This is a genomic window from Runella rosea (assembly GCF_003325355.1).
GTDB classification, from domain to species: domain Bacteria; phylum Bacteroidota; class Bacteroidia; order Cytophagales; family Spirosomataceae; genus Runella; species Runella rosea.
The window spans coordinates 4,957,174-4,983,165 of sequence record NZ_CP030850.1 but is presented as its reverse complement, the minus strand read 5'-3'; the positions used below and the strand labels follow the sequence as shown (position 1 = coordinate 4,983,165).

The window sequence follows — 25,992 nt, the reverse complement described above, 5'->3', positions numbered from 1 at the left end:
AATAAACTACAATTGCCCACGCACCCACTCCAATTCCCGCACAATCGACTCACCGATTTGCTTTTGCATATCGGCGGGCAATACACCCCACGTATAGGTTTCTACTTCCAAATGCTGCGTAAAAGGCGTGGCTTGTTGTACGTTGAGGGTGTTTACGATGTCACCTTGGGTAGAATCAAGTAAGCCATACGATTCAATAAATAGCGGTACGTGAAAGTGAATACGCCACTCTGTTTGTTGATTGGTATCTGCCGCTAAAGCTTCTGGTAAATCGCGGTATTTCTGAAAAGTGCCGTCTATGTTTTTGGCAACCACCTGGTGCAAATACACAGGCTCGTCAAACGACTGAATCGCTTTTAATTTTTCCTCTCTGTTTCCTCGTAAATCAATTTTAATGGCCGAACTGATTTGGATTTTTCCGACGCGGATACCCAATTCATTCAATTGATTGACAATGGTTTGTGGCTCTTCATAGCTCACCGCAAAATGGCAGACGTCGTAGCACAGCTGAATATGCGTCAGCAGCGCTTCTTTGGCATCTTCGGGCGAAAAACCGTGGGTTTCTTGCAAATGAGCGATGCCCTTCGGTAAAAAATAATCGGCGTACCAGTCGATAAATTCCTGTCCGTTTTCCAAAATCCCATCAGGCTCGGGTTCAATGTCGAGGTGCATTACCTTACCCGTAGTACGGCGAAGTTCTATCAAAGTTTCGGCCACTTGAAGAATATTTTCGGTGGCAATTTTGATAGCTTGCTGGGTCTCTTCTTCGCCCTGCCACCAATATCGGTACGACAACGGAGAGGTAGAAACACCACCCTCCATGCCATCGGGCAACAGTTGTACTAAAATTTTAAAGAGGCGTTTGGTGTATTCGGTGCGGTCTGTAGTCGTCCAATCGGGCGTATGTACATCGTCTTTTACCCGCGTGGCGTGAAAGCCTCCGTAGGGAAAACCGTTCATTGTGAATACATAAATATCATTAGCGGCCAACCATGCTTTGAATTCTGCCAGTCGCTCAGGATTGGTGAGTTCAATAGAGGCATCGTTGGCCAGGCGCAAACCTAAAGCAAAAGGCGCATTGGACGAAAGTTGATTTTTAATAAACGGCAGGTTATCCTGTAAAGTCTTAAAATGCTCATCCCAACGTTCGCCAGGGTGAATATTGCTACAATAAGTGAGGTGTCCGTGTGGGGTTTGCATATTGGTTTATGTAGGAAATGGTTTGGAATACCGATATCATCAATAAAGTGACGGCTGGTCAAAAATTACTTTGTCACCCCATTAGCGCCTCAAGGCCCTTACAGGGTGACAAAGTAATTTTTAAGCAATAAAAGTATGTGCCGGCTTTCCAATAATTATTTCAAAAATTACTGCTAATGAGCGCATTAACTCATCAACAAACTCGAATAATGCCCTTCCAAATAATCTACGGCTTCGGCAATGAGGTCGGCGTCCATTTCGTGGACTTCCACACCTTTACCGATTCGGTCGAGCAGCATGATGGTTAGGCGGCCGCCCAAATGCTCCCGAAATTCCCGCAGGCCATTGCGAAGGTTGATTTTGTCATTTTCGGCGAGTTTAGGGTGGTACAAATCAAAGCCGAGTTTTTGAATAACATTCAAAATTCGTTGCAATTCGTCGTGGCTCAATCTCCCCACTTTGACTGAATACACGCTGTCTAAGGCAATTCCAATGGCAACTGCTTCGCCATGGCGAATCTGAAAATCAGTGAGATATTCCAGTTTATGCGCCGCCCAGTGTCCAAAATCCAACGGACGCGACGAGCCAAACTCAAACGGATCGCCGCTACGAATATGCTCAACGTGCATTTCGGCACAACGGTGAATCTGATAAGCCATCACCTCTTCATTGCGGTGGGCAAGGGCCTCGGCATTGGCCTCTATCCACTCAAAAAAGGCTTTATCTTTGATTAAAGCCACTTTTATAGCTTCGGCAATCCCCGAGCGCCAATCACGGTCGTCGAGGCTTTGCAAAAAAGAAAGGTCGTTAAAAACCGCTACGGGCGGCGCAAACGTCCCCAAAAAGTTTTTCTTTCCTTGGTAATTAATCCCGTTTTTCACCCCAACGCCCGAGTCGTTTTGCGAAAGAACGGTGGTCGGAATCCGAATGTGCTTCACCCCACGGTGCGATACGGCAGCGGCGTAGCCCACTAAATCCAAAATCGCCCCTCCGCCTACGCCAATGACAAACGAATGACGGTCAATGCCGTATTCGTCAATGGCTTCTACAATTTTATCAAATAAGGCTGGGTCATTTTTGGCAGCTTCTCCACCGGGCAGCACGATGATGTCAGGCACTAATTTTACCGCATCTCCCAGCGTAGCAAAATAAGCAGCAATCTCTTTTTCAAGCGTAGGATAATACGCCAAAAAGCCACCGTCAATCACAAAAAGTGCTTTACGTTGAAAACCAGCCTCACCAAAGGAATTAAAAAAGCTCCTTATTGTATTATTCTGTGGGTCAAACAGTCCTTTGGTAAAAAAAATGGAATAGGTATAAGGAACCTGAAATGATTGTTGTAGGGTCTGCATAAGTTTAAAATTCGCTAGGTTACCGCAAATATACGGGCTAACAGTATGGATAATGGAAGTAATAAAAGAACACCAAGTGCCACGGGCCAGTTCCCAAAGGCAATGCACCAGGCAGCATTCATTACAATAAGAGAAAGTACACCCGCTTTTACCGCTTTTCCAATGTTGGGCCCAATCGGATTTTGGAACGCATTCCACAAAGGACGCCCTACCATCAGGGCATGCAGCACAATGAGCAACAACGCCATTGTCCCGTTTCCTTCATTGACCGCCACCAAAAACTGAATGGCATGAACCGTGGTATAGAGAGATGCCGCAATATAAAGCGAACGGCGCTTGCCACCGTGAACTTCGTCCTGACTTATGAGTGTAATGGCGCCAATGTAGGCAATCGGCACCAACGCCAACCACCCCCATTCGGACAACGACGGACTAACGGCGCTTATGCCCAAAAGTAGATTCCCACCCCGGCAAAATCCCATCGTCAATGGCCCAAAGACTGCACTGTGCTTGGCATAACGGTCGTATAAAATGGCCAATAGTGCCACTACAAGGGCGATTACCCCGCTCAATGTACTGAAAAGTACTGCCGAAACTACCCCTAAAACCAACAACGAAAGACCCATAAAAGCCGCCGAGCGCAAGGGCACTTTACCGCTTGGAATGGGCCGCTCTGGACGCTCAATGGCATCCAGTTGAGCGTCAAATACATCATTCATCACCACCCCACCACCGTATAGACCCACGGTAGAAAGTACCAACCAATACGCGGGACTTGCTCCAAACGTAAATTGAGCAATGGCCATTCCAGCCAATATATCAGCAATGGCCGTGATGATATTGGCGGGGCGGGTAAGTTGCAGGTATGGTTTTATCACGCTCACGTTATCGAATTACTAAAGAATCTTTGGCAACGCGGGGTTGCTGACCACCGCGTAAAATGGTATTCCCGTTAAACTTCTCACTTTGGTCTACATTGAGGCCATTTTCAAAATCACTTACGTCAATTTGGCCACTTTTGGCAAAGGCATCAATCGCATTTTGGTAGGTTACGAGTCGAATGGTTTCGTCTGGAATGCCACGCATTTTCATCAAAGCGGCGGTTTTAGGAATCGCCAGCGGGTCAGAAATCCCCCAATCAGCGGCCGAATTAACCATGATTTGATTCGGTCCATAATGTTCCACTACTTTTACCATTCGTTCGTTGCCCATTTTGGTAAAAGGATAAATGGTAAACGCCGCCCAAAAACCTTGGTCTAATACGCTCTTTACAGTCTCTTCGTTGTTGTGGTCCACAATCACCCACGACGGGTCAAGGCCGTGTTCGAGGGCAATAGCCATGCTTCGCTCCGTTCCTTTTTTCTTGTCGCGGTGCGGGGTATGGATTTGTACGGGCAGTTTCGCTTTTTTTGCCAACTCCAACTGAAGACGATAGTATTTTTCTTCGGCGGCGGTTTGGTCGTCAAAACCAATTTCTCCCACGCCCACAACGCCTTCTTTATATAAGTACAGTGGCAAAATCTCCATCACTTGCTCCGCCAGGGGTTCGTTGTTGGCTTCACGCGAATTGAGCCCAATGGTACAATAATGCTTAATCCCAAACTGCGACGACCTAAAACGCTCCCAGCCCACCAAACTGCTGTAATAGTCCTTAAAAGTAGAAAGTCCAGTACGGGGTTGACCTACCCAAAAAGCGGGCTCAATCAATCCTACGATGCCCGCATCACGCATGGCTTCGTAGTCATCAGTTGTCCGGGAAACCATGTGAATATGCGGGTCAAAAAAGCGCATTCCACGAATCAGTTCTCGGTAATCGTCCCAGCCCATATCGCGATGGGTGACAATCTCATCCGTCTCCTCAAAGTGGGAGGGATTCTGCGTTAAATCTTTATCGGTTAGGCACATAAGTATTAAGATCAATAAATTCAAGGTGGGTCCAAGTCAATAGGTTATGGTGGACATTTTTTTCCAAATCAGGGTAATTGGCAAGCAATTGCTTCGCGGGTTCATACGCTGAATGATGGCAAGTAAGAGCGGCCGCCTGCTGGTCGTGGATTGAAGGTGACTTAAAGAGATGCTCCATATCGGAGAGAAGTTCTTCATTCAAAAATTTACTCACCAATCGCCACACCTGTGGCGCTACCATCCTGCCCGCCGCCCAGCGTTCGTGGGCAAAGTCAGAAAGTGTAAGGGCCAAATTCTCGTTGGCCCGTTCGTCCAACCCTACGATAAAATGAATAGGTTTATCGTTGAATATGGTTTTGAGTACGAGCTGATTCCAAGCCAGTTCTGTAAAATATTTTGTCGGATACGGATTTCGTAAGGCAATGGCATCAAACACTACTCCCATGTTGGAACGTACAGCGTCAGTTGCTCTGAAAAGCCATTTTTCGGGGTAATTCAACACTGGAAGCGCCGAGTAGAGCGCCACTAGCTCGTTCATTTCGGCGGTGTCAAAAAGCGTTTCAATGTGACGACAATATTCTTCTTTATCGGCGGCCTCCAAACAACTCAACAACCACACGCGGCTCAGCCGTACAATACCCCAATCTTCCACCGAAAATCCAGGTAGAATCTCGTTTAATTCTATCGTCTGTTGCACCGTTGGCTTCACCGTGCGTTTGGCCAAAAAGCGGGGCGCCGCCACAAAAGCCGTCATCAATTCCAACGGTTCAGCTTCTCCCTTCGCTGCCAGCCAATCCGCCTCTGAGGTCGTCAGCTGCGCGCTAAGGAGTTCCCAAAGAAGACTATTTATCTGAGTTAACATACTGATTTTTGCGTTACTTTACTTTTAACTTTCGTTACAAAGGTACAATGGTAGTAAACGGGGGGCAATCATAAAATGATTAAAATTAGATAACGATAAAGTAATAGTCACTGTTAACGTATTCTTTACGTATTTTGTATTTAAAACAAACGAACCAATGTCTCTTACTCATTTAAATTCCGAAGGAAATCCAAGTATGGTGGATGTATCGGAAAAAGCCGTCACCAAACGCGTTGCCAAAGCCCGTAGTATTGTGGTGTTGGGCAACGAAATCATGGATTTGCTACAAAATGACGAAATTCACACAAAAAAAGGCCCTGTTTTTCAAACGGCGGTCATTGCGGGCGTGATGGCTGCCAAACGCACGGGCGAACTTATTCCTTTGTGCCACCCGTTGGGATTAGAAAACTGCCAAGTGGATATTACGGTAAACGATGCGCGTGAAGTAGAGATTATCTGCACGGCAAGCGTAACGGGTAAGACGGGCATTGAAATGGAAGCCCTTACGGGTGCAAGTGTAGCGGCGTTGACCATTTATGACATGTGCAAAGCCATGAGCCAACACATTATCATAAAAGAAACCCGTCTCGTTGCCAAAACGGGTGGTAAAAGAGATTTCTTTTTGACGTAGAGATGCACATTTGCGTCTCTACTCTTTATCCTTTCAGCGTAATCCGTGACCGGGCACAGACTCCTCCCACGGGAGGGTTAAATTTCGAAACACTCACTTCAATCGTTTCTACCGACGGGTACGCCTTTCGTATTTCATCAATAATATTGTAGGCGATATGCTCCAAAAGTCGACTGGATTTTTGCATTACCTGCGCCACAACCCGGTATATAACCTCATAATTTACGGTACCTTTCAGGCGATCATAACGGGCTGCTTCAATAAAGTCGGTCGTGATGGTTACGTCTATTGAAAATTTATTTCCTATTTTTTGCTCTTCTTCCGAAGTGCCGTGATAAGCGAAGAATTCGATTCCTTCGAGCGAAACTGTCCCCAAAGTATGGTTAAAAGTTAAAGGTTAGAAAAAACGTAACCCGTTTTTTTTCTGTATTTAATTACCCAATTTGGTCAAAAAACGACCCTTCTTCCTTGATTTTTTTATCTTTTTCAGCCTGTTTTTCTTCTTCTGACGGTTCTTCGGGGGCTTCCTCCTCCTTAGTTTCTTCCACCGCCGCCACATCAGCCGCGTCGGTTACTTCTTCCGTCGCTTCGGCCGTTATTTCATTTTCTACTTCATCCACGCCTTCTTCGGTCTCTTGCGTTTCACCTTCCACAACCTCTTCTACCGCTTTCTCCAATTCCAATCGTGCTTTTTGGCCTTCTTCACCAACTTTAAGAGAATCGCTTACCTGAATTCGTAAATCCTCAAATTTTTCTTGAACGGTAGCCTGTGAAAATTTCTTTTCAAAACGTTCGATACTATCAACGGTATTGTTGGCAAGGGCTTTTAACTGAACAATTAAATTATCCCGGTATTTTTCCATGGCTTTGAAATCACGCTCGTGGTTTTTAAACTCCCCAAGGATTTCTTCACGTACGTATTTGGATTGATTTTCGGCATCAACAACCAACATATTCGCCTTTTTGCGGGCGTCGTTTACCAGTTCTTCCCCTTTTTGACGGGCATCTTCAATGTACTGTTCAGCCGCCACTTTGGCCTGTTCGGTCATTTGAGCACTGGTATCTTCTGCCGTTTTGAGCATCCGGAACATCGTCAATTCCACTTCACGAAGCTTATTCAAATCTTTTTCCGCAATCTCCAATTGCATTTTCAGCAGCTTGTTTTCGTTCAATACACGCTCCCACTCATTGGAAAGGGACGTTAAGAATGCCCCAACCTCCTCCATGTCATATCCACGTAAGACTCTTTGAAACGTATGCTGGCGAATCTCAATCGGCGTTATTTTCATTTGTGTACTTGATTTTATATCCCAATGAATAAGTGATAAATATATAAAAAACGAACTAATATGCTCATATTTTGGCTAAACATCGCTATTTAACCATTTATTTCTTTGTAAAATAGCTCTTTCGTTCTCCAATTCCTGCAAATGTACCGTTCCGTCACTAAACGTAACCATTTGGAGACCTACCCACGAAAGAGCATGATTAAGGTGATTTTCAAGAGGGATATTACTCAAAATACAATCTTTCCAATACCAATCCAAAGACTCCTCTGCCACTTCTTCCACCACAGATTGATAATCTTCAAACGAGTATCCTACAAATGGTATGCCAAAACGTTGCCACATCAACCGCATTACATCATCTAAAGATTTTTTGTGCTGATGTTTTTTACGAATCGTAATGTCCAATATTAACGCTGCCAAAGCGCCTTTATGATATACCGACACTTTGCGCTTGGGAATTCCTTTTTCGTATCCATCCAACCACAAATCCCACGACGACTCCACCAAGGATTGCTGCGCATCACGGTTGTTTTCAAAATGTCGCTTCATATATACTTGAAGTTCTCGGTAATAGGCCACATCATCAAAAACACCCGAACGTCGCAAAAACAAATCTCCGTAATAAGTCGTCACCCCTTCCGCCACAAAACAGGTGGTGAAGTAATTTTCTTTCGTAAAATCATACGGTAAGAGTTCCTGTGGTCGTATCCGAATAATGTTCCAGGCATGAAACAGTTCATGTGAGCTTACCCCCAATAAGTCAGTATATAAGCCTTCTCCTTCATCATCAGGTCCTAATACAATCATGGTCGAATGCCGATGCTCTACGCCGTGATAAAAAGGAGTGGAAAGAATCAGGTTTAAAAAGTGGTATTCAGATTCAGGAAAATCGCCCATCGTGCTGACTTGGGCAGCGGTAAACTTTTCAAAATCCATTAAAATTCGGTGCCAATCGGGCTTTATATTTCCCTGCATCCAAACATAAAACGTAGTCGTGTCAATTTTATAGGAGCGACTTTGAATGGTGGGCGACGCCAGCAAAGGACTGTCCACCAACTCATAATAATCCTTCGCCAGCAGCGTTTTTCCCCCAACTTGGGTAGGTTCTGAAATCTGCTTTAGACCACAGGCAACCACAAAATTAGCTGGAATAACCAACTCCAAAATACAGGGTTCGTGGAGATTTTTGTCGGTATAAAGACAAAGATTAACAGGGTTGACGTACCAAAACTCCTCACTTACATAACTACTTCCAGCGTTTAGAACAGCGCTGTAATAGTTATAACGTATTACGATATCAGTTTCTCCCTGGGTTTGAATCCGCCAGCGGTCTTTGGTTATTTTTTTGAACAGAAGCGGATTTCCAGCACTATCAAAAACCCCGAATCTTTGAATATTTTTGGCAAAATTCTGTAATTCATACCTTCCCGGACGCCAAGCAGGCAGCTGAACTTCAAGGGTTTCGGTTTCACCCGTTTTGATACGACACTCTACTTCAATATAACGGCTTTCGGGGTTTTCGGAGTAGAGGCGATAATGCATACGTGGAGTGGCAAAAGCGACAGGCGCTGTTAGAGGTATAATAATTCTAGGAAAAGTAAAAATACTAAAAAGACGTAATCAATAGCAGTGATTTTATGGAAAGAATGTTTGTCAATCCATACACCCTCGCAAAATGGTCTAGTTCGATGCAACAGAGCTGGGGAAAAGAAAATACAAAATACCTTTACTGCTTATCATTGAGTGTCAAGAATAAGGCTTTAAGAAATCGACTAATTGGGCAAAAGCACGAGAACGATGGCTGATTTTTCCTTTTTCCTCAATCGACATTTCCGCAAATGTTCGTTCGTGGCCATCTGGAACAAAAATAGGGTCATACCCAAACCCTTGGCTTCCGCGTTGTTCTTTAAGCAACTGACCCGTAATAACCCCTTCAAATTGATAGACCTTGCCTTGAAGAACCAAAGTAATAACGGTCTTGAACCGTGCGCTTCGGTCAGACGCTGATTTTAGTTCTTCCAACACCCGCGCAATGTTGCCCTGAAAATCTCTTGAACCACCATAATAGGCCGAGTGCACGCCCGGCGCACCGTTGAGGGCAGTTATTTCTAGGCCTGAGTCATCGGCAAAGCAATCGACGCCAAAATGTTCCCAAACGTATTCGGCTTTTTGACGGGAATTGCCTTCAATGGTATCGGTTGTTTCGGGAAGTTCTTCCTCACAACCAATTTCTTTCAATGTTTTGAGCGCAAAGGTTTCCCCTAAAAGCGCCTTGATTTCTGCCAGTTTGTGGGCATTGTTGGTAGCAAAACAGAGTTGCATAAAATTGAACATAAAAAAAGCGACGCTAACGCCGCTTTTAGTAAAGTAATTATTTTCGTTTGGCTTCTATTTCAAAATAAAGCGGCGAATAGGCCGGAATTTTTCCAGCACTCCCCTGTACTGAATAGCCAAGTGCCGATGGAAAAATGACAATTGCTTTCTCACCGAATCGGAGCTTTGCTACTCCGTCGTTAAAGCCTTTTACTACTCCGCCAGAGGCATTACCCGTTGGGTCTACTACACTTACGTCTATTGTTCCAGAATCAAATTGTACTCCATTCCGAATCAATTTTCCTGTGTAAGTCACACTGACGGTTGTATTAACGGCAATCAATGCGGAGTCGGGATATGCTTTGGTTTTTACAAATCGAAGGCCATTCGTTGGATTTTTTTCCAATCCCTGAATTTTGTTCAACGCCACAAAATCATCAATTTGCTCTTCTTCGGTTCTCACTTTAAGAATATCCAAATCGTATCGAATTGGAATATATAAAGGTGCCAACAGCGACACATCCCCCGTTCCTCTCAGCGACCACGGCACAAAAAGCGAGACTTTATCTCCCTCTCTGATTTTTTCCTGTGGTGCTGCTAAAAGTTCTTCAAATGAAGGTACTGCATTGAAGCGGTAAGTCATTGCATACCCCGCCGCCGTAATATCATTGGAATTAAAAGAGCGAATATACACATCGTTTATCCCTACTTGGCTACTATCGACGATAGTGCCGTCTAGGCGCCGGGCAATGTAACGAAACGTAATCTCATCGCCTATCTGCGGTTTTTGAGCATTCGGATTTTTATTCAGGATGCTGAAATACAATCCATTACGAAGGCTATCGGCCTGTATGTTATTAGCGAGCAGATAGCTCCGTATTTCCGCTTTATTGTCGCGTGTTTTACGGTCCTGAAAGGCTTCCTCGGTTTGCTCGCAAGCTACAATCGTAACAGCTAAGCTTACTGCTAACCCTAAAATTAACGTCCCCCTCATTCTGGTTTATTAAATAATTTGTAACTAAGTGATTATGTAAAACGTGATTAGTGAGAGGTGGTTTGTGGGTTTTGCCATTCAAAAAACGACTCACTAATCACTATTCACTAACAACTATTTATTGCTGCTTGGGTGCATTCTTAACATCTACAAGCTCAACATCAAACACCAATACGGAGTTTGGCGGAATAGTACCTGGAGAACCTGCCTCCCCATAAGCTAAGCTTGATGGGATAATAAACGTGCTTTTCCCGCCTTTTTTCATGTTCATGATTCCTTCTTCCCAGCCTGGGATAACCATTCCCTGGCCAATTGGAAAATCAACGGGTTTGCCACCACTCTGCGGATTTTTGTAAGAACTATCAAATTCTTTGCCATCCAACAATTTTCCAACGTAATGAACAGATACCATATTGCCTGCCACAGGCTTAACTCCATCACCTTCTTTTACGATTACGTAGTTTAACCCCGATGGCGTTTCAACGGTTTTCAAAGAATTTTTAGCTACGTAGGCATCAATGATTTTAGCATCCACTTTTACCTGTCCTTCGCGAGCGGCGGCTTGTCCTTTCTGGAACTCCTGCTCGTTTTGAACTTCAATGACTTTTACCGTAAACTGGATATCTGTTCCTTTAGCAATTCCTGGAGGCAGAGGTTGCATCATACGCGTAAAGAGCGAGTCTGCGCTTACAAAAAAGGAAGCGCTATCGCCTTTGGCAAGCATAGCCAACCCTTCTTCAAAAGACCCTTTGAACGGAGGCGTTTGGAGCATCACCTGAAGAGGACGGCCTTCTTTATAGGTATCACGCAACACCGAGTCACGGCTGTTTTTCAGTACCAATTGTACTGTCAATATATCACCGATTTTGGGTTTGCGGCCATCACCTTTTTGGTCATGAATTTGATATTTTAAGCCTGTATCGCTTACACTGACGCGATTGTTACACGCAGCAAGCAAGGCTCCCGCCGCAAACAAAGAAAGTATTGATTTAAATTTCATGAAATGAGTGCTCTTGCACAGTTAATTGTTATGCGTTATTTGTGATTGATTTTATTGATATTTAATGCTTAATTTAGCTAAGATATTGACAACCAAACTATTTTTCAACGTTTAAAAGTTGGGTTTGGTATTCGGGCAAGATGGATAAAAGCAAATTTACTGTTTCTGGTAAGCTCGTACTTGTACGTCCGCCCGAAGCATTCTTGTGCCCTCCTCCTGAAAAATATTTGTTGGCAAGTTCGCGCACTGAAAAATCTTGTACCGAACGAAACGAAAGTTTTATTTCATCACGGCGCTCAATGAGCAATACAGACATTACAACGTTTTCGAGCGAAAGGCCAAAATTGACAATTCCCTCCGTATCTCCAATCTCGGAATTAAACCGTTTGAGTTCCTCAAGTGAAAGCGTCATATAAACGGTGCGGTATTCGGGCAACCAAGTAAGTTTTTCCGACAATACATATCCAAGTAGTCGGGTTCTTCCCAATGAATTATTGTCAAAAATAGCCCGGTGAACATAGTTTGTATTCAAGCCCGTCCTCATCAAATCGGCCACCGCTAAGTGTACTTCGGGCGTAGTGTTACCGTGTCTGAAAGAACCAGTATCGGTCATGATACCTGCATAGAGACATTCTGCCATGGGTTTATCTACCAATTCAGCATCACCCATTTGTTTAATAATTTCCCAAATATACTGAGCAGTAGCGGCCTTGGTAGTGTCTGAAAACTCAAAATCAGCAAACGGTTCTGGCTCCAAATGATGGTCAATCAATATTTTAATTGCCGTCGAGCTTTGCGCCAAACTCCCCAAGCCTTTGATTCGATGCAATGCATTAAAATCCAAACAACAGATGACATCAGCTTCTTGGAGAAGTTTTTTGGATTGAGTAACCGTCTGTGCATTTTGATCAAATGTAATCACCTCGGCATAATCGGGCATCCAACGCAAATTTGATGGGCATTCATTAGGAACAATAACCGTAGCGGTGTGTCCTTTTTTCTGAAGGTACAGTTTCCACCCCAACGACGACCCAATCGCATCTGCGTCGGGGTTTTGGTGGGTAAGAATCACAAAACGTTTTGAATCCGAATTAATAAGCTCGTAAAAGGCGTTCCACTGTTGCATAGCCTGCAAAGTTAGTAACTTTCGTTGAAATGTTTCCGAAAGCCGTATAGACTTCCTAATTTTGAGGCGTTTTTTAGAAGGACAGCTACGTTATTTTGTCCCACGTTATGTACCTAACCAATAGCGTTCTGGTATGAAGCAGCTATTAGTTGCTGCTCAAAAATTGTTTTTAACTACAAATGAACCAACAAATGACGACTAACCGAACATTTACGATGATTAAGCCAGACGCCGTGGCGGATGGTAACTCAGGGGCTATTCTCAAATTAATTGAAGAAGCAGGATTCCGAATTGTAGCATTGAAAAAGACATTGTTGACCAAAGAGCGGGCGGGTGAGTTTTATGCCGTACACGCCGAGCGGCCTTTTTACAACGACCTTTGCAATTATATGTCGTCGGGCCCGATTTATGCGGCCATCTTAGAGAAGGAAAACGCAGTTGCGGACTTCCGTACCTTGATTGGAGCAACCAACCCTGCTCAAGCAGCGGAAGGAACCATCCGCAAATTGTTTGCCAAGTCTATCGAAGCAAACGCCGTTCACGGCTCTGACTCTGACGAAAATGCCGCTCTTGAAGGTAGTTTTTACTTTTCAAAAACAGAACAGTTTTAATGTTTTTTAAGCTAAATTATATCCCAAAAAGCCTCATTTATGATGAGGCTTTTTTATTGCAATATCCGTGAAACATTAAATTCATAGTCATTTCACGGATAAAAAGGTAGGATTCACGGAAAAAACTTGTGTTTTGGGTATACCTTAATGTATCTTCATAGCAAACCGCTTGAACTATCCTCAAAAAACGACTATGAAAAACAATGAAATGAGAATTCGCAAACTTGACTCTTCTGTATTGGTAGCAAAAGAGGAACCATTTTCGTGCGAAGTATTAAGTAAACTACTGGAGCGAGAAGGATTTGATGTAGTTGGACGTGCCAATGAACTCGATGACCTAATCCAAAAAATCCACACCAAAAAGCCCAAGTGCGTTATTGTTGAAGCAAATTTAATTGGCAAAGAAACCAATCATTTGTTAAAAGAACTTTCGGAATCGTCAAGTCCTCCCAAACTGGTTCTTTACTTCAACAACTCTAATTCAAAAGAATTGACCAAGGCCCTCGACGCCAATTTTCAGGGATATTTGTACTCAGAAGACCGTTTGGAGGAGCTGTACAAATGCCTGTTGTACATTCAGACCCAATCGAAGTACTACAGTGATGGGTTTAAAGATTTAATCAAGAAACAGGGCCTTAATGAGATTGATAGCGATACACAGCAAAAGCTGAAAACATTAACCAATCGTGAGAAGCAGATTCTTTATTTAGTGACGGAAGGGTTAACGGGCTATGAAATCTCTGATTCACTTTGTATTAGCTATCGAACATTAGCCAATCACAAACAGAACTTAATTCACAAGCTAGGACTTTCGAGTAACCGACAATTGCTGAAATTTGGTTTACAAATCAAATCTCACATAAATACGTTATAAAAAAAGGGATTACCTACTTCGGTTGGCAGCAAGAGCATCTTTGAAGGCAGGAAAACGTTGGCGAGACATCATCATTTCTTTAATCTCCGCAGCGGTTTTGATATAAACGATATATTTACCTTTTTCCCAGTAAATATAGCTGTCAAGATGGTCCAAGTTAATGATGTAGCTACGGTGAACCCTGAAGAAATGTAAAGGATCTAACTCTTCTTCTAAAACAGATAATGGTTTCATGACTCGGAAACGACCCTTTGGATGTACGACATAGTACCGCTCTTCGTCTGTCTCAAAGTAGTAGCATTCGTCAAGTTTTAGATAAACATCTCCCGTACCCGTCTTGGCTTCAATGACTCGCGGGTACACTTCTTTTTTCTCCACTCCCGCTTCTTGTAATGCAGGGGTTGGGGGTTCTATTGGTATAAAAACGGTAGTAGTGGGGATAATGGGAGTAATTTTTACCTGAGACGAATTCCCACTTTCTAAAAAATCTTTTACCAACGAGGCATTTACTAATATATACCCTAACAACACCACAAATGGCAGATACATCAGATAGGTTTGCAGGGTAAATCCTTGAAAGACGTACAATTCAATGTAGCGATGTAGCGAATAGTTTGGAAACTCTCTCAGTAAAAAGCGAACGTGTAAGGTAATCGGGAAGAATAAGAAGAAAGAAATAAAGAACAAAGGCAGAAATGCCGCCTCATATTTAATCATGGATGAGAAATTGATATTAATCTTCCGAATTCCGAGAAAACGGTGGAAGACATCAATTAAAAATACCATTATGTAGAGCGTACAAAATTCAGGCGCAAGTAAGCCCAGAAACAGATTCTTTAAGTAAGAGAAGAGCGTTTGGTAAGAGCTGTAAGTATATAGCTTATTCTCCGGTGATATAGCCCATCCTATGATCTCAAAGAAGAGGACTATCACCAGCAAAAATATCAATCCATTTTGTGGACTCCTGTAAAGAGACCGAGTCAGAGTCAGTGAACTCATAATAACAAAAAACGCTCTACACTACCTGATAACAACTTCAACTTTCACACTTTGACTACTGCATAAGTACACAAAATAGTCAATAATGACTATAAAGCACTGCAAATATAGCAATTAGTACGGATAGGCTGCAACTTAGATGTACTCTACCTTTGCATTGTCGAAAGATTAGAACGATAAATATAACAAAATCTTTTAACACAAGGAATTGTAAATCAATATTTTAAAATCATTATTTCACTTAATTCAAAACACAACAATTATGAAAAAGTCATTCAGCATCCAACCAAAAAAAGCTTTGAACTCATTCATCAAAGAAGGCAAATTCTACGCTAAAAACGAATCAAGCCGCCTCCTGAATTTCGGTGATAAAGATCCAATGGCTTCTTGCTACGGTATCTCACTTGAGAAGCAGGCAGAACAATCATTAGCTCTTTAATTATATTCGCATGAGAACCTCGGATTTGGCCAATTATAAACGTGCACTTCTTGACTGTGAAGACGCGCTCAACCGAGTGAATTTACATGAAGAGGAAGGTTATACGGTAAGGTTTGCTATTTTTTCGGCCAACCTTACCAACTTTCTCCCAGAAATTCCCCAATCAGAACATGCCGAACTTTTCAAAAGTTTATTAACAAATTTAGCTTTTGAAAGTTTCGAACGCAATTTACTGCAAATTGGTGACTTCTGCGATGTCAAAGGCAATATAAAATCGCTTAAATCCAACAAAACGCCACAGATTTTCTGCACGTTTCACTTAGGTTCTTATAGGATCATTGCAAACCTGCTTATCAGGATGGGGCACAACTTCTCAACCATCGTCAGGCAGGACGTTTATAGTAAACAAATCGAATCCATGATGAGCTATACTGCTCGCATGAAGGAGAAATATGATACCACCAGTGAGGTAAGTGTATTAAATGCTGAGGACCCTCAAATTTTACTAAAGTTGGTCCGAGAGCTTAAATCTGGCAGATCATTGTTGGTATACTTAGATGGCAACACTGGTACAGGAGATGAAAAACTTGATCCAGTGGACTTTCTAAGTCAAAAAATTAACGCACGCAAAGGGATGACCTATCTTAGTTACATCACTGGCGTGCCACTCGTCCCCGTTGTTTCGTACCGTAAGCCCGACCGCACCAATATGCTATATGCTGGTGAGGCCATAAAAGCTGAATCAGGAACTTCCAGAGAAGAGTTTTCAACCAAAACATTACAGTATCTTTTCGATTTTTTTGCCAAATATGTGGCCTCCTATCCAGAACAATGGGAAGGATGGAACTACATTCACAACGCACTAATCAACCGAGAAGATTCATTACAGTCACCGCCAAATTCGGCATACAAAAGAATTCATTACGAATTCAACTTTAGTAGGTACAGTATTTTTGAACTACAAGATGCTCCAGTATTGTTTGATAAGATACTTTATTCAACGTACGAAATTTCTGATGGTCTAAAAAATTACCTTTTGAAACCGCCTTTTGTCAATCCAAAACAAGCGCTCGGAAAATTTATTTTCAAAGAGCTGGTTCGACAGGGAATCCTTATCTAGTCCCAAAATTCAGTTTTAAGAACTCCAAAAATCCTCGCCCAATCGAGGATTTTTTATTTTGTTTTCAAAATTTATGCCTGAAAGATAAAAACAGGCCTACAAATTCACCCATCAATACAGTCATTTCACTGGCTTTTATAGTCATTTCACCGGCCAATAGTTAGGTTTCACGGTTTTTTGAGCAAAAACAACGCCGTCTGTGTTCAAATTCATACTAATTTAGTGGTTGAAATAACAGTCGAAAAAACTCTTCAAAGAGCAATTCATACTGACTGTACTCAATGTTATGAAAAAGCAATAAGCGAGCTATTCGATAGCTTCAAAATAATTTTCAAAGTAGGGTAAAGTGTGTAGCATTGACCCCGTCTCCTTGAGACGGGGTCATGTCGTTTATAGACGTTCTTATTTTTTATTACTTCGGTTGTAAACCTTACACGCCGATAACTTCAGTCGCCAATCCTCAAAATATCCCACAAAGCGCCAAACATAACATCCCAATTGGTTATCTATCTTTAAGATAAATTATCGCAGATTATGCTTTTGGTATAATTTGTGATAATCTTAATATAAAGTAAGATGGAATGTTTAGAAGCTTATTAAAAACAGCCGATTAGTTGACTTAAAAAAGCATAAACAGCTCTTCCTACACTTTTAAGCTCGAAAAAATCAGTTATAGACAGACTAATGGTGAATAACCTCCAAAATTTATTTTTGGTACGGTTATTGATACCTTCCTTTTGTTGCGTGCTTCAATAGCTCGCGGGTGGGGGAAGTCTATTTAAAACCTATGATTTTTACTTCAAAAGGAAATTTCTCCTCATTTTTGGCTCTTTATTGAGATATACTTCCTTCTTTTCAATCTTTAGCGAGAGTTATGGTATATTTATTGCTCCAAAACCATAGCAAATGGTATATATATACTTTTGTTTGTCAGGCAAGAATTATCACAATTAAACATTCGGTGTATGGGGGCTTTGTACGAGTATGCACTCTCCAAAGGCGTGAAGGGGCTGCGTTTTGTTGTTTTTCACCTAGTTCAGTGTGCTTTTCTTTGCTGTTTAATAGGAACATCGGTAGAAGCACAGACAATCCAGGGAATTGTCTACCGGGACTTTAACGCCGATGGACTTAAAACAAACACCGCTACCTTTAACGAAATAGGTGTAAAAGGTATTTTGATTTGTGCTTATAAGAAGGATGGCTCACTGGCCGACTCGACACGCACCGCCACCGACGGCTCCTACACGCTCACCAATACGTCTAGTTCGGATACGCTGCGTGTAGAATTCAAGGATTTCCCCGTAAGCGACTACGACGGTCCCTTTAATCCAATCGGAAGCAATACTTCGGTTCAGTTTGTCAGCGGAAATTCCACTGGTATTAATTTAGGAATTAATTATCCGAATCATTATTGCGATACAGACAACCCCCAATTGGTGACAACCTGCTTTGTATCCGTCAATGCTGCCACTACTCCCCTCGGTAACCTTGATATATTGGTAGGAGTACCATTTGAAGTAATTGACACCACCAAGGTTGTCTCACATTATGCTTTTGTAAAAGACCTAGGCTCTGTTTGGGGAATTGCTTACAAACGCGAAACCGCCCAAATTTTCACCGCCGCTTTTACCAAACGTCATGTCGGTTTTGCAGAACAGGGGCCAGGGGCTATTTTTGTCACAACCCTTGGAAACTCGGATACCACTACCACTGAGTTTTTTAACTTGGGTTCGGTAGCAGGCGTTGACATGCACACTGATGTTCCCGACAGTATTACGCCAAATGCTCGCCTCGACAGTTATGATATTCCAGCATACGACGCCGTAGGGAAAGTTGGTATTGGTGATTTGGATATTTCTGATGATGGGAAAACCCTTTGGTTGACCAATCTAAACAATCGAAGACTATATGCTTTGGATATTGCTACAAAAGACACCATTTCGTACCTCATCCCAAACCCCTGCAATGGGCAAAGTTATCGCCCGTTTGCGACTAAATATTATAGGAATAAAGTATACATAGGCGTAGTTTGTACCCGCGAAGATGCGCTCGATAAAAGCGACACCACTGGGCTGGCCGCCACCGTTTATGCTTTCGAAAATGGCACCTTTACGCAAGTACTCAGCTTTCCACTTACTTATTTAAAAGGTGCCTCCAACGCTGACATCCCCACCACCGACGCAAGGGGTGAAAAATGGCGTCCCTGGATTCCACTTCCTTATTTGGTCCCCGATAGAGACAATAATTTTACGACTTATCCACAAGCCTGGCTCACCGACATTGAGTTTGATGTTGACGGTTCCATGATTATTGGCCTCCGAGACCGTTTTGCCGATCAAATGGGATTTAACAATCGATTCCCTATTGCAAATGACACCAATTTTGTAACTGTTATCGGCCCGGGAGAAATTTTACGGGCGGGCCCATGCGGCCCCAACGGGACGTGGATTATTGAAAACAATGGTTCGGTTTGTGGAAGTACGGCTTCAATTCAACAAATGAGTATGCCTGGCATCGGTGGAGGAAAATACTATTGGGGAGACCGTTCTCAAGACGGAAGCAACCATGAAATGAGTTCTCAAGCAGGCCTAGCTCTTTTAGCAGGTAGTGGAAAACTCGCTATGACCGCTATTAACCCCACTGATGTACCCAATGCAGGAGGAATCAAACGCCTTATTAATTCAAATGGAAATAAAGATGGAAATGCTACAGGAGAGGAGCCAAACCCCAACGGAGGTGCCATTTTATATACTGACGACGTATTTGGGTTCGGAAAAGCAAATGGTTTAGGCGATTTGGAAATTTTGTGCGCACCGCAGCCCATCGAAATCGGCAACAGAATATGGTGGGATAAAAATAAAAACGGAATACAAGATGCCAATGAGATTGGGATTGACGGCGTAATAGTTACACTTTGCGATTCAAACGGCACCGCCTTAGCCAGCGTACAATCCGCCAACGGAGGCCAATATTACTTCTCATCAGCAACGGTTTCGGATGGACCTTCTTATGTTAAGTACAAAGTTGGCCTTAAAACAGACACTAAATACATCCTTAAAATCGGCGATTTTGCTACCCAAACCGCTCTCCTTGGTTTTCGTCCTACTACTCCAAATAGCTCTACCGAAAATATAGATTCTGACTTTGAAGAGGCCGGAGCCAACTTGACATTTACATTTACTACTGGCGGCGCTGGCCAAAATGATTTTAAAGCCGACGCAGGATTTGCCGATTATCCAGTAGATTTAGCACTCAAAAAAGAAATAAGTAGCAAAGTTGCGCAAATCGGTGATACCCTCACTTACACCCTCAAAGTATGGAATGAATTTACCAACAATGCGACTGGTGTAGAAGTAGCTGACTCCATTGCTACCAGCATTCAATTTATTAATGGCTCTTTTAATGCTTCCCGTGGTACGGCTTCCATTAATAATAATGTCATTAAGTGGAACATCGGAAACATTGCCGCCAACGGTGATACCGTCACGCTGACCTATAAAATAAAAGTTATGCAAGTAGGTGTTCATTTTAACACCGCCGAAATCAGCAAAACCAACGAAAAAGACAAAGACTCAACCCCCAATAATGCTCAGGAAGGAGAGGATGATTTGGATCGCCAGTGTTTTACGGTTCCAATAAAACTTTGCTTCGGCGAAAAAGTTCAGGCGAGCGTCCCTGCTAAGTATACGGGGGTGGAATGGTTTAAAACTGGCACTGCCGAACCCGTGGCAACTGGCAACGAAGTATTGTTGAGCGAAACCGGTACGTATACTTTTAAAGCACTTAACAATACCTGCCCCGCCGAAGGGTGTTGTCCCATCATTATCGAACCTGGCGACAATTGCTGCCCCGAAGATTTATGCGTACCTTTTACCATCAAACAAACCAAAAAAGCAGGGAAAACCCTCTAAAATTTATGTCTATGATAAAAAGAGAGAGCCTCACAAGGGCTCTCTCTTTTTGTTATAAAGGGTTTGGCTTAATTTTTGCGGAAGGCTACGCCCGCAAAAAACGAATCATTCTTAGGCTAGAGATAGCAAATTATAGAGCATTTTCAATTTGATATGCATTTAATTTCTACCGCCCATTTTTAAAAACTGATGCTACAAAGTGAACCCACCTTTGGCTACACAGTACATTTTTACTGCTAAGACGCAATTTACACCTTGAATATAGAAGGCCCCACAAAACCCATGCTTTGAGGCCTGAAAATACCGTATTCCTTTCAATCACTCTACAAATCAGCTAGTTACACTTTTTTGTAAAAACTTATTGGAATAATATCAACAATCTTTTATGGATATTACTTATGGCAATTATAACTATTTTAATATACATACGTGTCAATTTATATGCCAATACAGACTATACTAGGTATATATTTTGAAAAAATTAAAATAGTTGGCATATAAATTGTATACCAAATAAATATCCCTAATAGCTGCATTTTATTTCAAAAAGGTACTATTAAGAAATATTCTATTTTAAAACACATATCGGGTATACGCCAAATTCTCCACTTTTATGCACTCAAACGATTACTACATTCTTGTAGATAGTAAGCCAAACTGGCAAAAATTATTTGTTCTAGCTTTCTCTATATGGCTAACAAGTGTATCTTTTTCACAGGCGCAAGTAAAAGGAAAAGTATTTAGAGATTACAATGGGAGCGGTACTCAGGATTCTACCTCAACGCCTTTATTTAAGGAAATTGGGGTAGCAGGTATAACAGTTACTGCAACAAACGGAGTACTCACCGCAACAACCACTACAGGGTCTTTTGGCGACTATGCTTTTCCTAACTCAGGCGCCACTGCTTCAGGGCAAAAAGTCCGTATTGAATTCTCTGCTATTCCTGCTGGGAGTTTTTCGGGCTTTCACGGAGTCACCAATACATTTAATGGTACATCAGTACAATTTGTAACTGCTGGAGCAGCGGCAAGGGCTCATTTAGGGATAAATATACCCGAAGAATATTGTCAACCTAACCCACTGATTGCTTTAGCCTGTTACGAAAACGGAAATGCGATTTATACGGTCTCAGGTAACACTCACCCCGGTTTTATAACATTACCCTATAACAGCTCGGGTTCGGCAAGGACTGAGATGAGTAGTAACATTCAAATTCTACAAATCGGAACAACATGGGGAAATGCGTGGCAGAAAGCCAAAAAACGGGTTTTTACCTCTGCGGTCCTGAAACGCCATTCTGGGCTTGGTCCTCAAGGTTTAGGAGGGCTTTATATGATCGATTATTCAACCTCTGCCGGCGGCAATCTTTTAAATGCGTTTAGTTTACAAGGAATTACCCCAGGCAATGGCGGTGCGGCCATTGATCTGGGAAGTGTAGATCGTACAGGAGCCAATGCCCTACCCAACAACACAACTGACGACAGCCGAGATATTGATGCTTTTGGTAAAATAGCCAAAGTGGGATTTGGAGGAATTGATATAGCCGATAATGATCATTTTTTATGGATGGTGAACCTTAACCAAAAGGCACTTATTCGAATGGATGTGAGTGCCAATACTCCTACTCCCTCGACAGCAACCGTCAATCAATATCCCATTGCCAACTTTAGCGGATTGCCTACCTGTACCAATGGTGAATTGCGCCCGTGGGCATTAAAATTTCATGGAGGAAAAGGCTATCTTGGCGTAGTATGTAGTGCTGAAGGCGCAAGTGGGGTGGCGGCTAATTTACACGCATACGTACTTTCATTCGACCCGTCCAATCCTACCGCTTTTACCACAGAGCTTTCCTTCCCGCTTAACTATACTCGTGAACCCGCGGCCGTTTTTGGCGCTTCTTTATCTGGGAGTTGGAACCCCTGGGCAGATACATGGGCCGAAACAGGGCTTACTGGAGGGAGCAATGCCAACAGCTTCAATGAAAGGGCTTTTGCACAACCTATTCTCTCTGACATTGAGTTTTCAGATACAGGTCTTGACCTTGGTTTTCTGGATCGTTTCGGACTTCAGGGAGGATTTAGAAATTTTACCCCTCAGGCATCACCCATAACACTTTATTTGTCAGTAGATGTAGCAGGAGATATTATCCATTATTGCAAAGTAGGAAACAGTTATGTGCAAGAAGGCAGTGCTGGCTGTGCAGTTCTAGACAATACTACCAATAGTACCTCAGGCACTGACGGGCCCAGCGGGAACGGAGAATTCTACTATGCAGAATCTTATAATGATACGGATGTTATTCCTACGTTTAATCACAATGAAACTTCATTAGGGGGACTAGCTGTGTTAAAAGGCTCGCAGGAAATTCTTAATAATGTTTTTGATCCTATCAGCGGGACTCAGGCTGCAACTGCTTTTACCCAAGGACTTCATTGGTACAATACTTCGACAGGCGCGAAAACAGATCAATATCTCATTGTTCCTAATGCAACTGACAACCCACAATACTTTGGTAAAGCAGGTGGACTGGGAGATCCTGAGCTACTCTGTAATCCAGCTCCTCTCGAAATTGGTAACCGAGTTTGGAAAGACAGTGATAATGATGGGATTCAGGATGCAGGTGAAGATGGTATCAACGGCGTTGAAATTGAACTCTATAAAGGAGCAACCTTGCTTGCTACGGTTACAACTGCTACCGTAGCCGGACAAACCGGAACTTGGTATTTTAGCAGTAAGAGCCGCCTAGGCAGTGCTTGGGTTGGCACAGGAGCAGATACCACACTGCTGCCTACTACCGCCTACACCATCAAAGTAAAAACAGCCTTGGGAGCTGGAGCACTGGCAACCTGTACGGCTTTTAGCACAAAAGATGCAACAACCGATGGACTAGACAGCGACATAAACCCTGATGCTACCATATCATATACGACAGGCAGCTATGGTGAAAACAATCATACATTGGACATTGGTATAACGGAATGCGTAACGCCCGTGATTACGGCCACTTCAGCGCAAATACTTTGTCAGGGAGAGACAGCCGGTGCTTTTACAATGAATATTACTTCTGGAACGGTCAGTTCGCAGAAATGGTACGGTCCTATTGCCAATAACTTACCAGCTACCTCCTTAGGAACAGCTATCCAGGGTGCGACTTCAACCACCTTTACACCGAGTGCCGCTCAATTGCCGACGGCCGACGGCGTAACCAGATACTATGCCGTTGTTGGCGAAAGCAACAGCCCAACCTGTTCGGATACAGCTTACGTTGCCATCACTGTGAAGCCTAAACCCAACGCAGGAAATTCGCAAACAGTTTGCGCTGGAACAAGTGCAACTCTGACTGGTACTGGCCCAACAACAGGTAGCTGGACGGCCCAATCCAATCCTGCTAATCCCTCGGGTGCCACTTTGGGAAGCACTATCGCTGGTGTTGCCAATGTAAGTTTTGCCACAAATACTTCAGGAATCTTTAAGTTTATTTACACCGTGGATGGCTGTACAGACACGGTACAGATAACAGTGGGTGCTAAACCCATTGCCGGCGCTGATATTACAGGTGGCAACGCCATTTGTAACACCGTTGCCAGTGTCGATCTACCTAATGCCGCCAGTGGTGAAACTTGGACTCAGCTCGGAAGTACCCCAAAAACAGTTGCCATCGACCCCACCTCGGGTATTGTTACAGGCATGGATGCAATCGGTATCTATCAATTTATATTGACTAACTCAGCCACAGGTTGTGCCGATACGGTTGCCGTCGAAACTAAAAACTGCCTCAAAGGAAGTATCGGTGACTTTATCTGGAAAGATCTCAACGATAACGGTTTGCAGGATGCCAACGAGCCTGGCGTGAAAGGGGTAATTGTACAACTGCTAAACAGTGACAATAATGACGCATTACTGGCCACCGACACTACCGATACCAACGGAATCTACGGTTTCTCAGGTCTGGATTCAGGCAATTATAAAGTCAAAATCGTGCTTAACTCTCTGCCAGATACCTGCCAAATCAGCCCTAAAAAGGATGTAACTAGCAATGGCGGTAATGACACAAACGACTCCGACTTTGACCCAAACTCGGCAGAAAGCCCAATCATCAACATCAATACTTTGGAAACAGGAATCGACAAAGACAATCCAACCATTGATGCTGCTTTGATTATCCCGTGTATCAAGCCTGTTTGGACGCTTACTGCAAACCCGATCTGTTCACCTAGCACCGCTGTCTACAGCGTTAGTTTCTCTATCGCTAACAAAAATGGTAGCTTAAAAGTCAATGCGGGTACACTTTCTGGAACCAACCCTTACACCGTAACAGGCATTCCCAACGGAACCAATCTAATTGTAACCGACAGTCTACGGGCCAACTGTGTGTTTGATACCACTTTTATTGCCCCCGATTGCAGTTGCCCACAGATTAACCTGCTCACACCAAATGCCACGGCCTGTATCGGAGATACGCTCCCTACCCTCAAAATCATCCTTATCGGAACCAATCTCAACGGAGTTACGGCTAATTGGTACGCTAACCCAACAGGGGGGACTGCACTCGCAACGGGGCTCTCTTTCAAACCAACTGGTATCATAAGCGCTACCGATACTTTCTATGTAGCCTTGACAGGTGCCCCGGAATGTATCAATCAACCCCGAACCGCCGTCATCGTCTCGGCCCAGAATTGCGATGTTGATTTGGCTTTAAAGAAAAGCATCAGCACCAAAATCGCCCACATTGGCGATACTCTTACTTACACCATCAAAGTATGGAATGAATTTACCAACGATGCCACGGGTGTTGAAGTAGCCGACTCCATTGCTACCAGCATTCAATTTATTAATGGCTCTTTTAATGCTTCCCGTGGTACGGCTTCCATTAATAATAATGTCATTAAGTGGGACATTGGCAACATTGCCGCCAACGGCGATACCGTCACTCTGACCTACAAGGTAAAAGCCGTGCAGGAAGGTGTTCATTTCAACACCGCCGAAATCAGTAAAACCAACGAAAAAGACAAAGATTCAACCCCAAATAATGCCCAAGAAGGAGAAGACGACATTGATCGCCAGTGTTTTACCGTTCCTCTTAAGTTGTGTGTAGGGGAAAAAGTGCAGGTCAGCGTCCCTGCTAAATACACGAATGTTCAATGGTTTAAAGATGGTGGAACCAGCGCAATAGCCAGCGGAAATGAGGTTTTACTCACTGAAACAGGAACGTATACCTTCACCGCCAACAATAATACTTGCCCAGCTGAAGGCTGCTGCCCCGTAATCATTGAGCCTGGCAACAATTGTTGCCCCGAAGAAATCTGTGTTCCGTTTACTATTAAACAAACCAAAAAGGCTGGAAAAAATATCTAAATGCCGCTTC

Annotated in this window: 20 protein-coding genes; 7 read left to right on the top strand and 13 right to left on the bottom strand. The window is 43.1% G+C overall.

The window, feature by feature from the left end; all coding sequences use genetic code 11:
* Positions 1-6: 6 nt before the first annotated feature.
* From eboE to DR864_RS20670, 5 genes are all read right to left on the bottom strand, one after another.
* Complete coding sequence (eboE, locus tag DR864_RS20690) at positions 7-1,200, bottom strand: metabolite traffic protein EboE (RefSeq protein ID WP_114068757.1); 1,194 nt, start codon at positions 1,198-1,200, stop codon at positions 7-9.
* Between the two features lie 185 nt (positions 1,201-1,385).
* A complete protein-coding gene (locus DR864_RS20685) occupies positions 1,386-2,552 on the bottom strand; it encodes a 3-dehydroquinate synthase (RefSeq protein ID WP_114068756.1) in 1,167 nt (388 codons plus the stop codon).
* Between the two features lie 14 nt (positions 2,553-2,566).
* A complete protein-coding gene (gene eboC / locus DR864_RS20680; protein ID WP_205319144.1) occupies positions 2,567-3,436 on the bottom strand; it encodes a UbiA-like protein EboC in 870 nt (289 codons plus the stop codon).
* A gap of 1 nt (position 3,437) precedes the next feature.
* Positions 3,438-4,379, bottom strand: coding sequence for a TatD family hydrolase (locus DR864_RS20675; RefSeq protein ID WP_374755795.1), 942 nt, complete (start codon positions 4,377-4,379; stop codon positions 3,438-3,440).
* A 61-nt stretch (positions 4,380-4,440) separates the two neighbouring features.
* Entirely contained in the window at positions 4,441-5,319 is an 879-nt protein-coding gene (locus DR864_RS20670; protein ID WP_114068754.1) for an EboA domain-containing protein, read from the bottom strand.
* A gap of 157 nt (positions 5,320-5,476) precedes the next feature.
* Between DR864_RS20670 and moaC the strand changes: the two genes are divergently transcribed.
* A complete protein-coding gene (moaC, locus tag DR864_RS20665; protein WP_114068753.1) occupies positions 5,477-5,950 on the top strand; it encodes a cyclic pyranopterin monophosphate synthase MoaC in 474 nt (157 codons plus the stop codon).
* A 25-nt stretch (positions 5,951-5,975) separates the two neighbouring features.
* On the opposite strand, the gene folB is transcribed toward moaC, so the two are convergent.
* The 7 genes from folB to DR864_RS20630 all read right to left on the bottom strand — a co-directional run bounded on the left by folB (position 5,976) and on the right by DR864_RS20630 (position 12,672).
* Positions 5,976-6,326, bottom strand: a complete 351-nt coding sequence (gene folB, locus DR864_RS20660) for a dihydroneopterin aldolase (protein WP_114068752.1) — start codon at positions 6,324-6,326, stop codon at positions 5,976-5,978.
* 58 nt (positions 6,327-6,384) lie between these two features.
* A complete protein-coding gene (locus tag DR864_RS20655) occupies positions 6,385-7,239 on the bottom strand; it encodes a DivIVA domain-containing protein (protein WP_114068751.1) in 855 nt (284 codons plus the stop codon).
* A 75-nt stretch (positions 7,240-7,314) separates the two neighbouring features.
* Positions 7,315-8,781: a M61 family metallopeptidase gene (locus tag DR864_RS20650; RefSeq protein ID WP_114068750.1), complete on the bottom strand. Its 1,467-nt coding sequence runs from the start codon at positions 8,779-8,781 to the stop codon at positions 7,315-7,317.
* 204 nt (positions 8,782-8,985) lie between these two features.
* Positions 8,986-9,561 carry an RdgB/HAM1 family non-canonical purine NTP pyrophosphatase gene (rdgB, locus tag DR864_RS20645; protein WP_114070389.1) on the bottom strand — a complete coding sequence of 192 codons (576 nt, stop codon included), beginning with the start codon at positions 9,559-9,561 and terminating at the stop codon, positions 8,986-8,988.
* Positions 9,562-9,610: 49 nt separating this feature from the next.
* Positions 9,611-10,546: an FKBP-type peptidyl-prolyl cis-trans isomerase gene (locus DR864_RS20640; protein ID WP_114068749.1), complete on the bottom strand. Its 936-nt coding sequence runs from the start codon at positions 10,544-10,546 to the stop codon at positions 9,611-9,613.
* A gap of 118 nt (positions 10,547-10,664) precedes the next feature.
* Entirely contained in the window at positions 10,665-11,546 is an 882-nt protein-coding gene (locus tag DR864_RS20635) for an FKBP-type peptidyl-prolyl cis-trans isomerase (protein WP_114068748.1), read from the bottom strand.
* A gap of 97 nt (positions 11,547-11,643) precedes the next feature.
* Positions 11,644-12,672, bottom strand: coding sequence for a DHH family phosphoesterase (locus tag DR864_RS20630; RefSeq protein WP_114068747.1), 1,029 nt, complete (start codon positions 12,670-12,672; stop codon positions 11,644-11,646).
* A gap of 191 nt (positions 12,673-12,863) precedes the next feature.
* Here DR864_RS20630 and DR864_RS20625 point away from each other — a divergent pair, with 191 nt between their 5' ends.
* On the top strand, positions 12,864-13,283 hold the full coding sequence (locus DR864_RS20625; protein WP_114070388.1) for a nucleoside-diphosphate kinase: 420 nt from the start codon (positions 12,864-12,866) through the stop codon (positions 13,281-13,283).
* 193 nt (positions 13,284-13,476) lie between these two features.
* On the top strand, positions 13,477-14,157 hold the full coding sequence (locus DR864_RS20620) for a response regulator transcription factor (protein WP_114068746.1): 681 nt from the start codon (positions 13,477-13,479) through the stop codon (positions 14,155-14,157).
* Between the two features lie 9 nt (positions 14,158-14,166).
* On the opposite strand, the gene DR864_RS20615 is transcribed toward DR864_RS20620, so the two are convergent.
* Positions 14,167-14,874 (bottom strand): LytR/AlgR family response regulator transcription factor, encoded by a 708-nt coding sequence (locus DR864_RS20615; RefSeq protein WP_162794007.1) that lies wholly within the window; start codon positions 14,872-14,874, stop codon positions 14,167-14,169.
* Between the two features lie 544 nt (positions 14,875-15,418).
* Between DR864_RS20615 and DR864_RS29905 the strand changes: the two genes are divergently transcribed.
* The 4 genes from DR864_RS29905 (at position 15,419) to DR864_RS20600 (ending at position 25,982) form a co-directional block, all read left to right on the top strand.
* Entirely contained in the window at positions 15,419-15,595 is a 177-nt protein-coding gene (locus tag DR864_RS29905) for a hypothetical protein (protein WP_158549974.1), read from the top strand.
* Between the two features lie 10 nt (positions 15,596-15,605).
* The gene (locus DR864_RS20610; protein WP_114068744.1) at positions 15,606-16,715 is read left to right on the top strand and encodes an LpxL/LpxP family acyltransferase; all 1,110 of its coding nucleotides are present in this window, start codon (positions 15,606-15,608) and stop codon (positions 16,713-16,715) included.
* Between the two features lie 965 nt (positions 16,716-17,680).
* Complete coding sequence (locus DR864_RS20605) at positions 17,681-20,626, top strand: SdrD B-like domain-containing protein (RefSeq protein ID WP_114068743.1); 2,946 nt, start codon at positions 17,681-17,683, stop codon at positions 20,624-20,626.
* 613 nt (positions 20,627-21,239) lie between these two features.
* Positions 21,240-25,982, top strand: coding sequence for an SdrD B-like domain-containing protein (locus DR864_RS20600; protein WP_114068742.1), 4,743 nt, complete (start codon positions 21,240-21,242; stop codon positions 25,980-25,982).
* Positions 25,983-25,992: the final 10 nt, after the last annotated feature.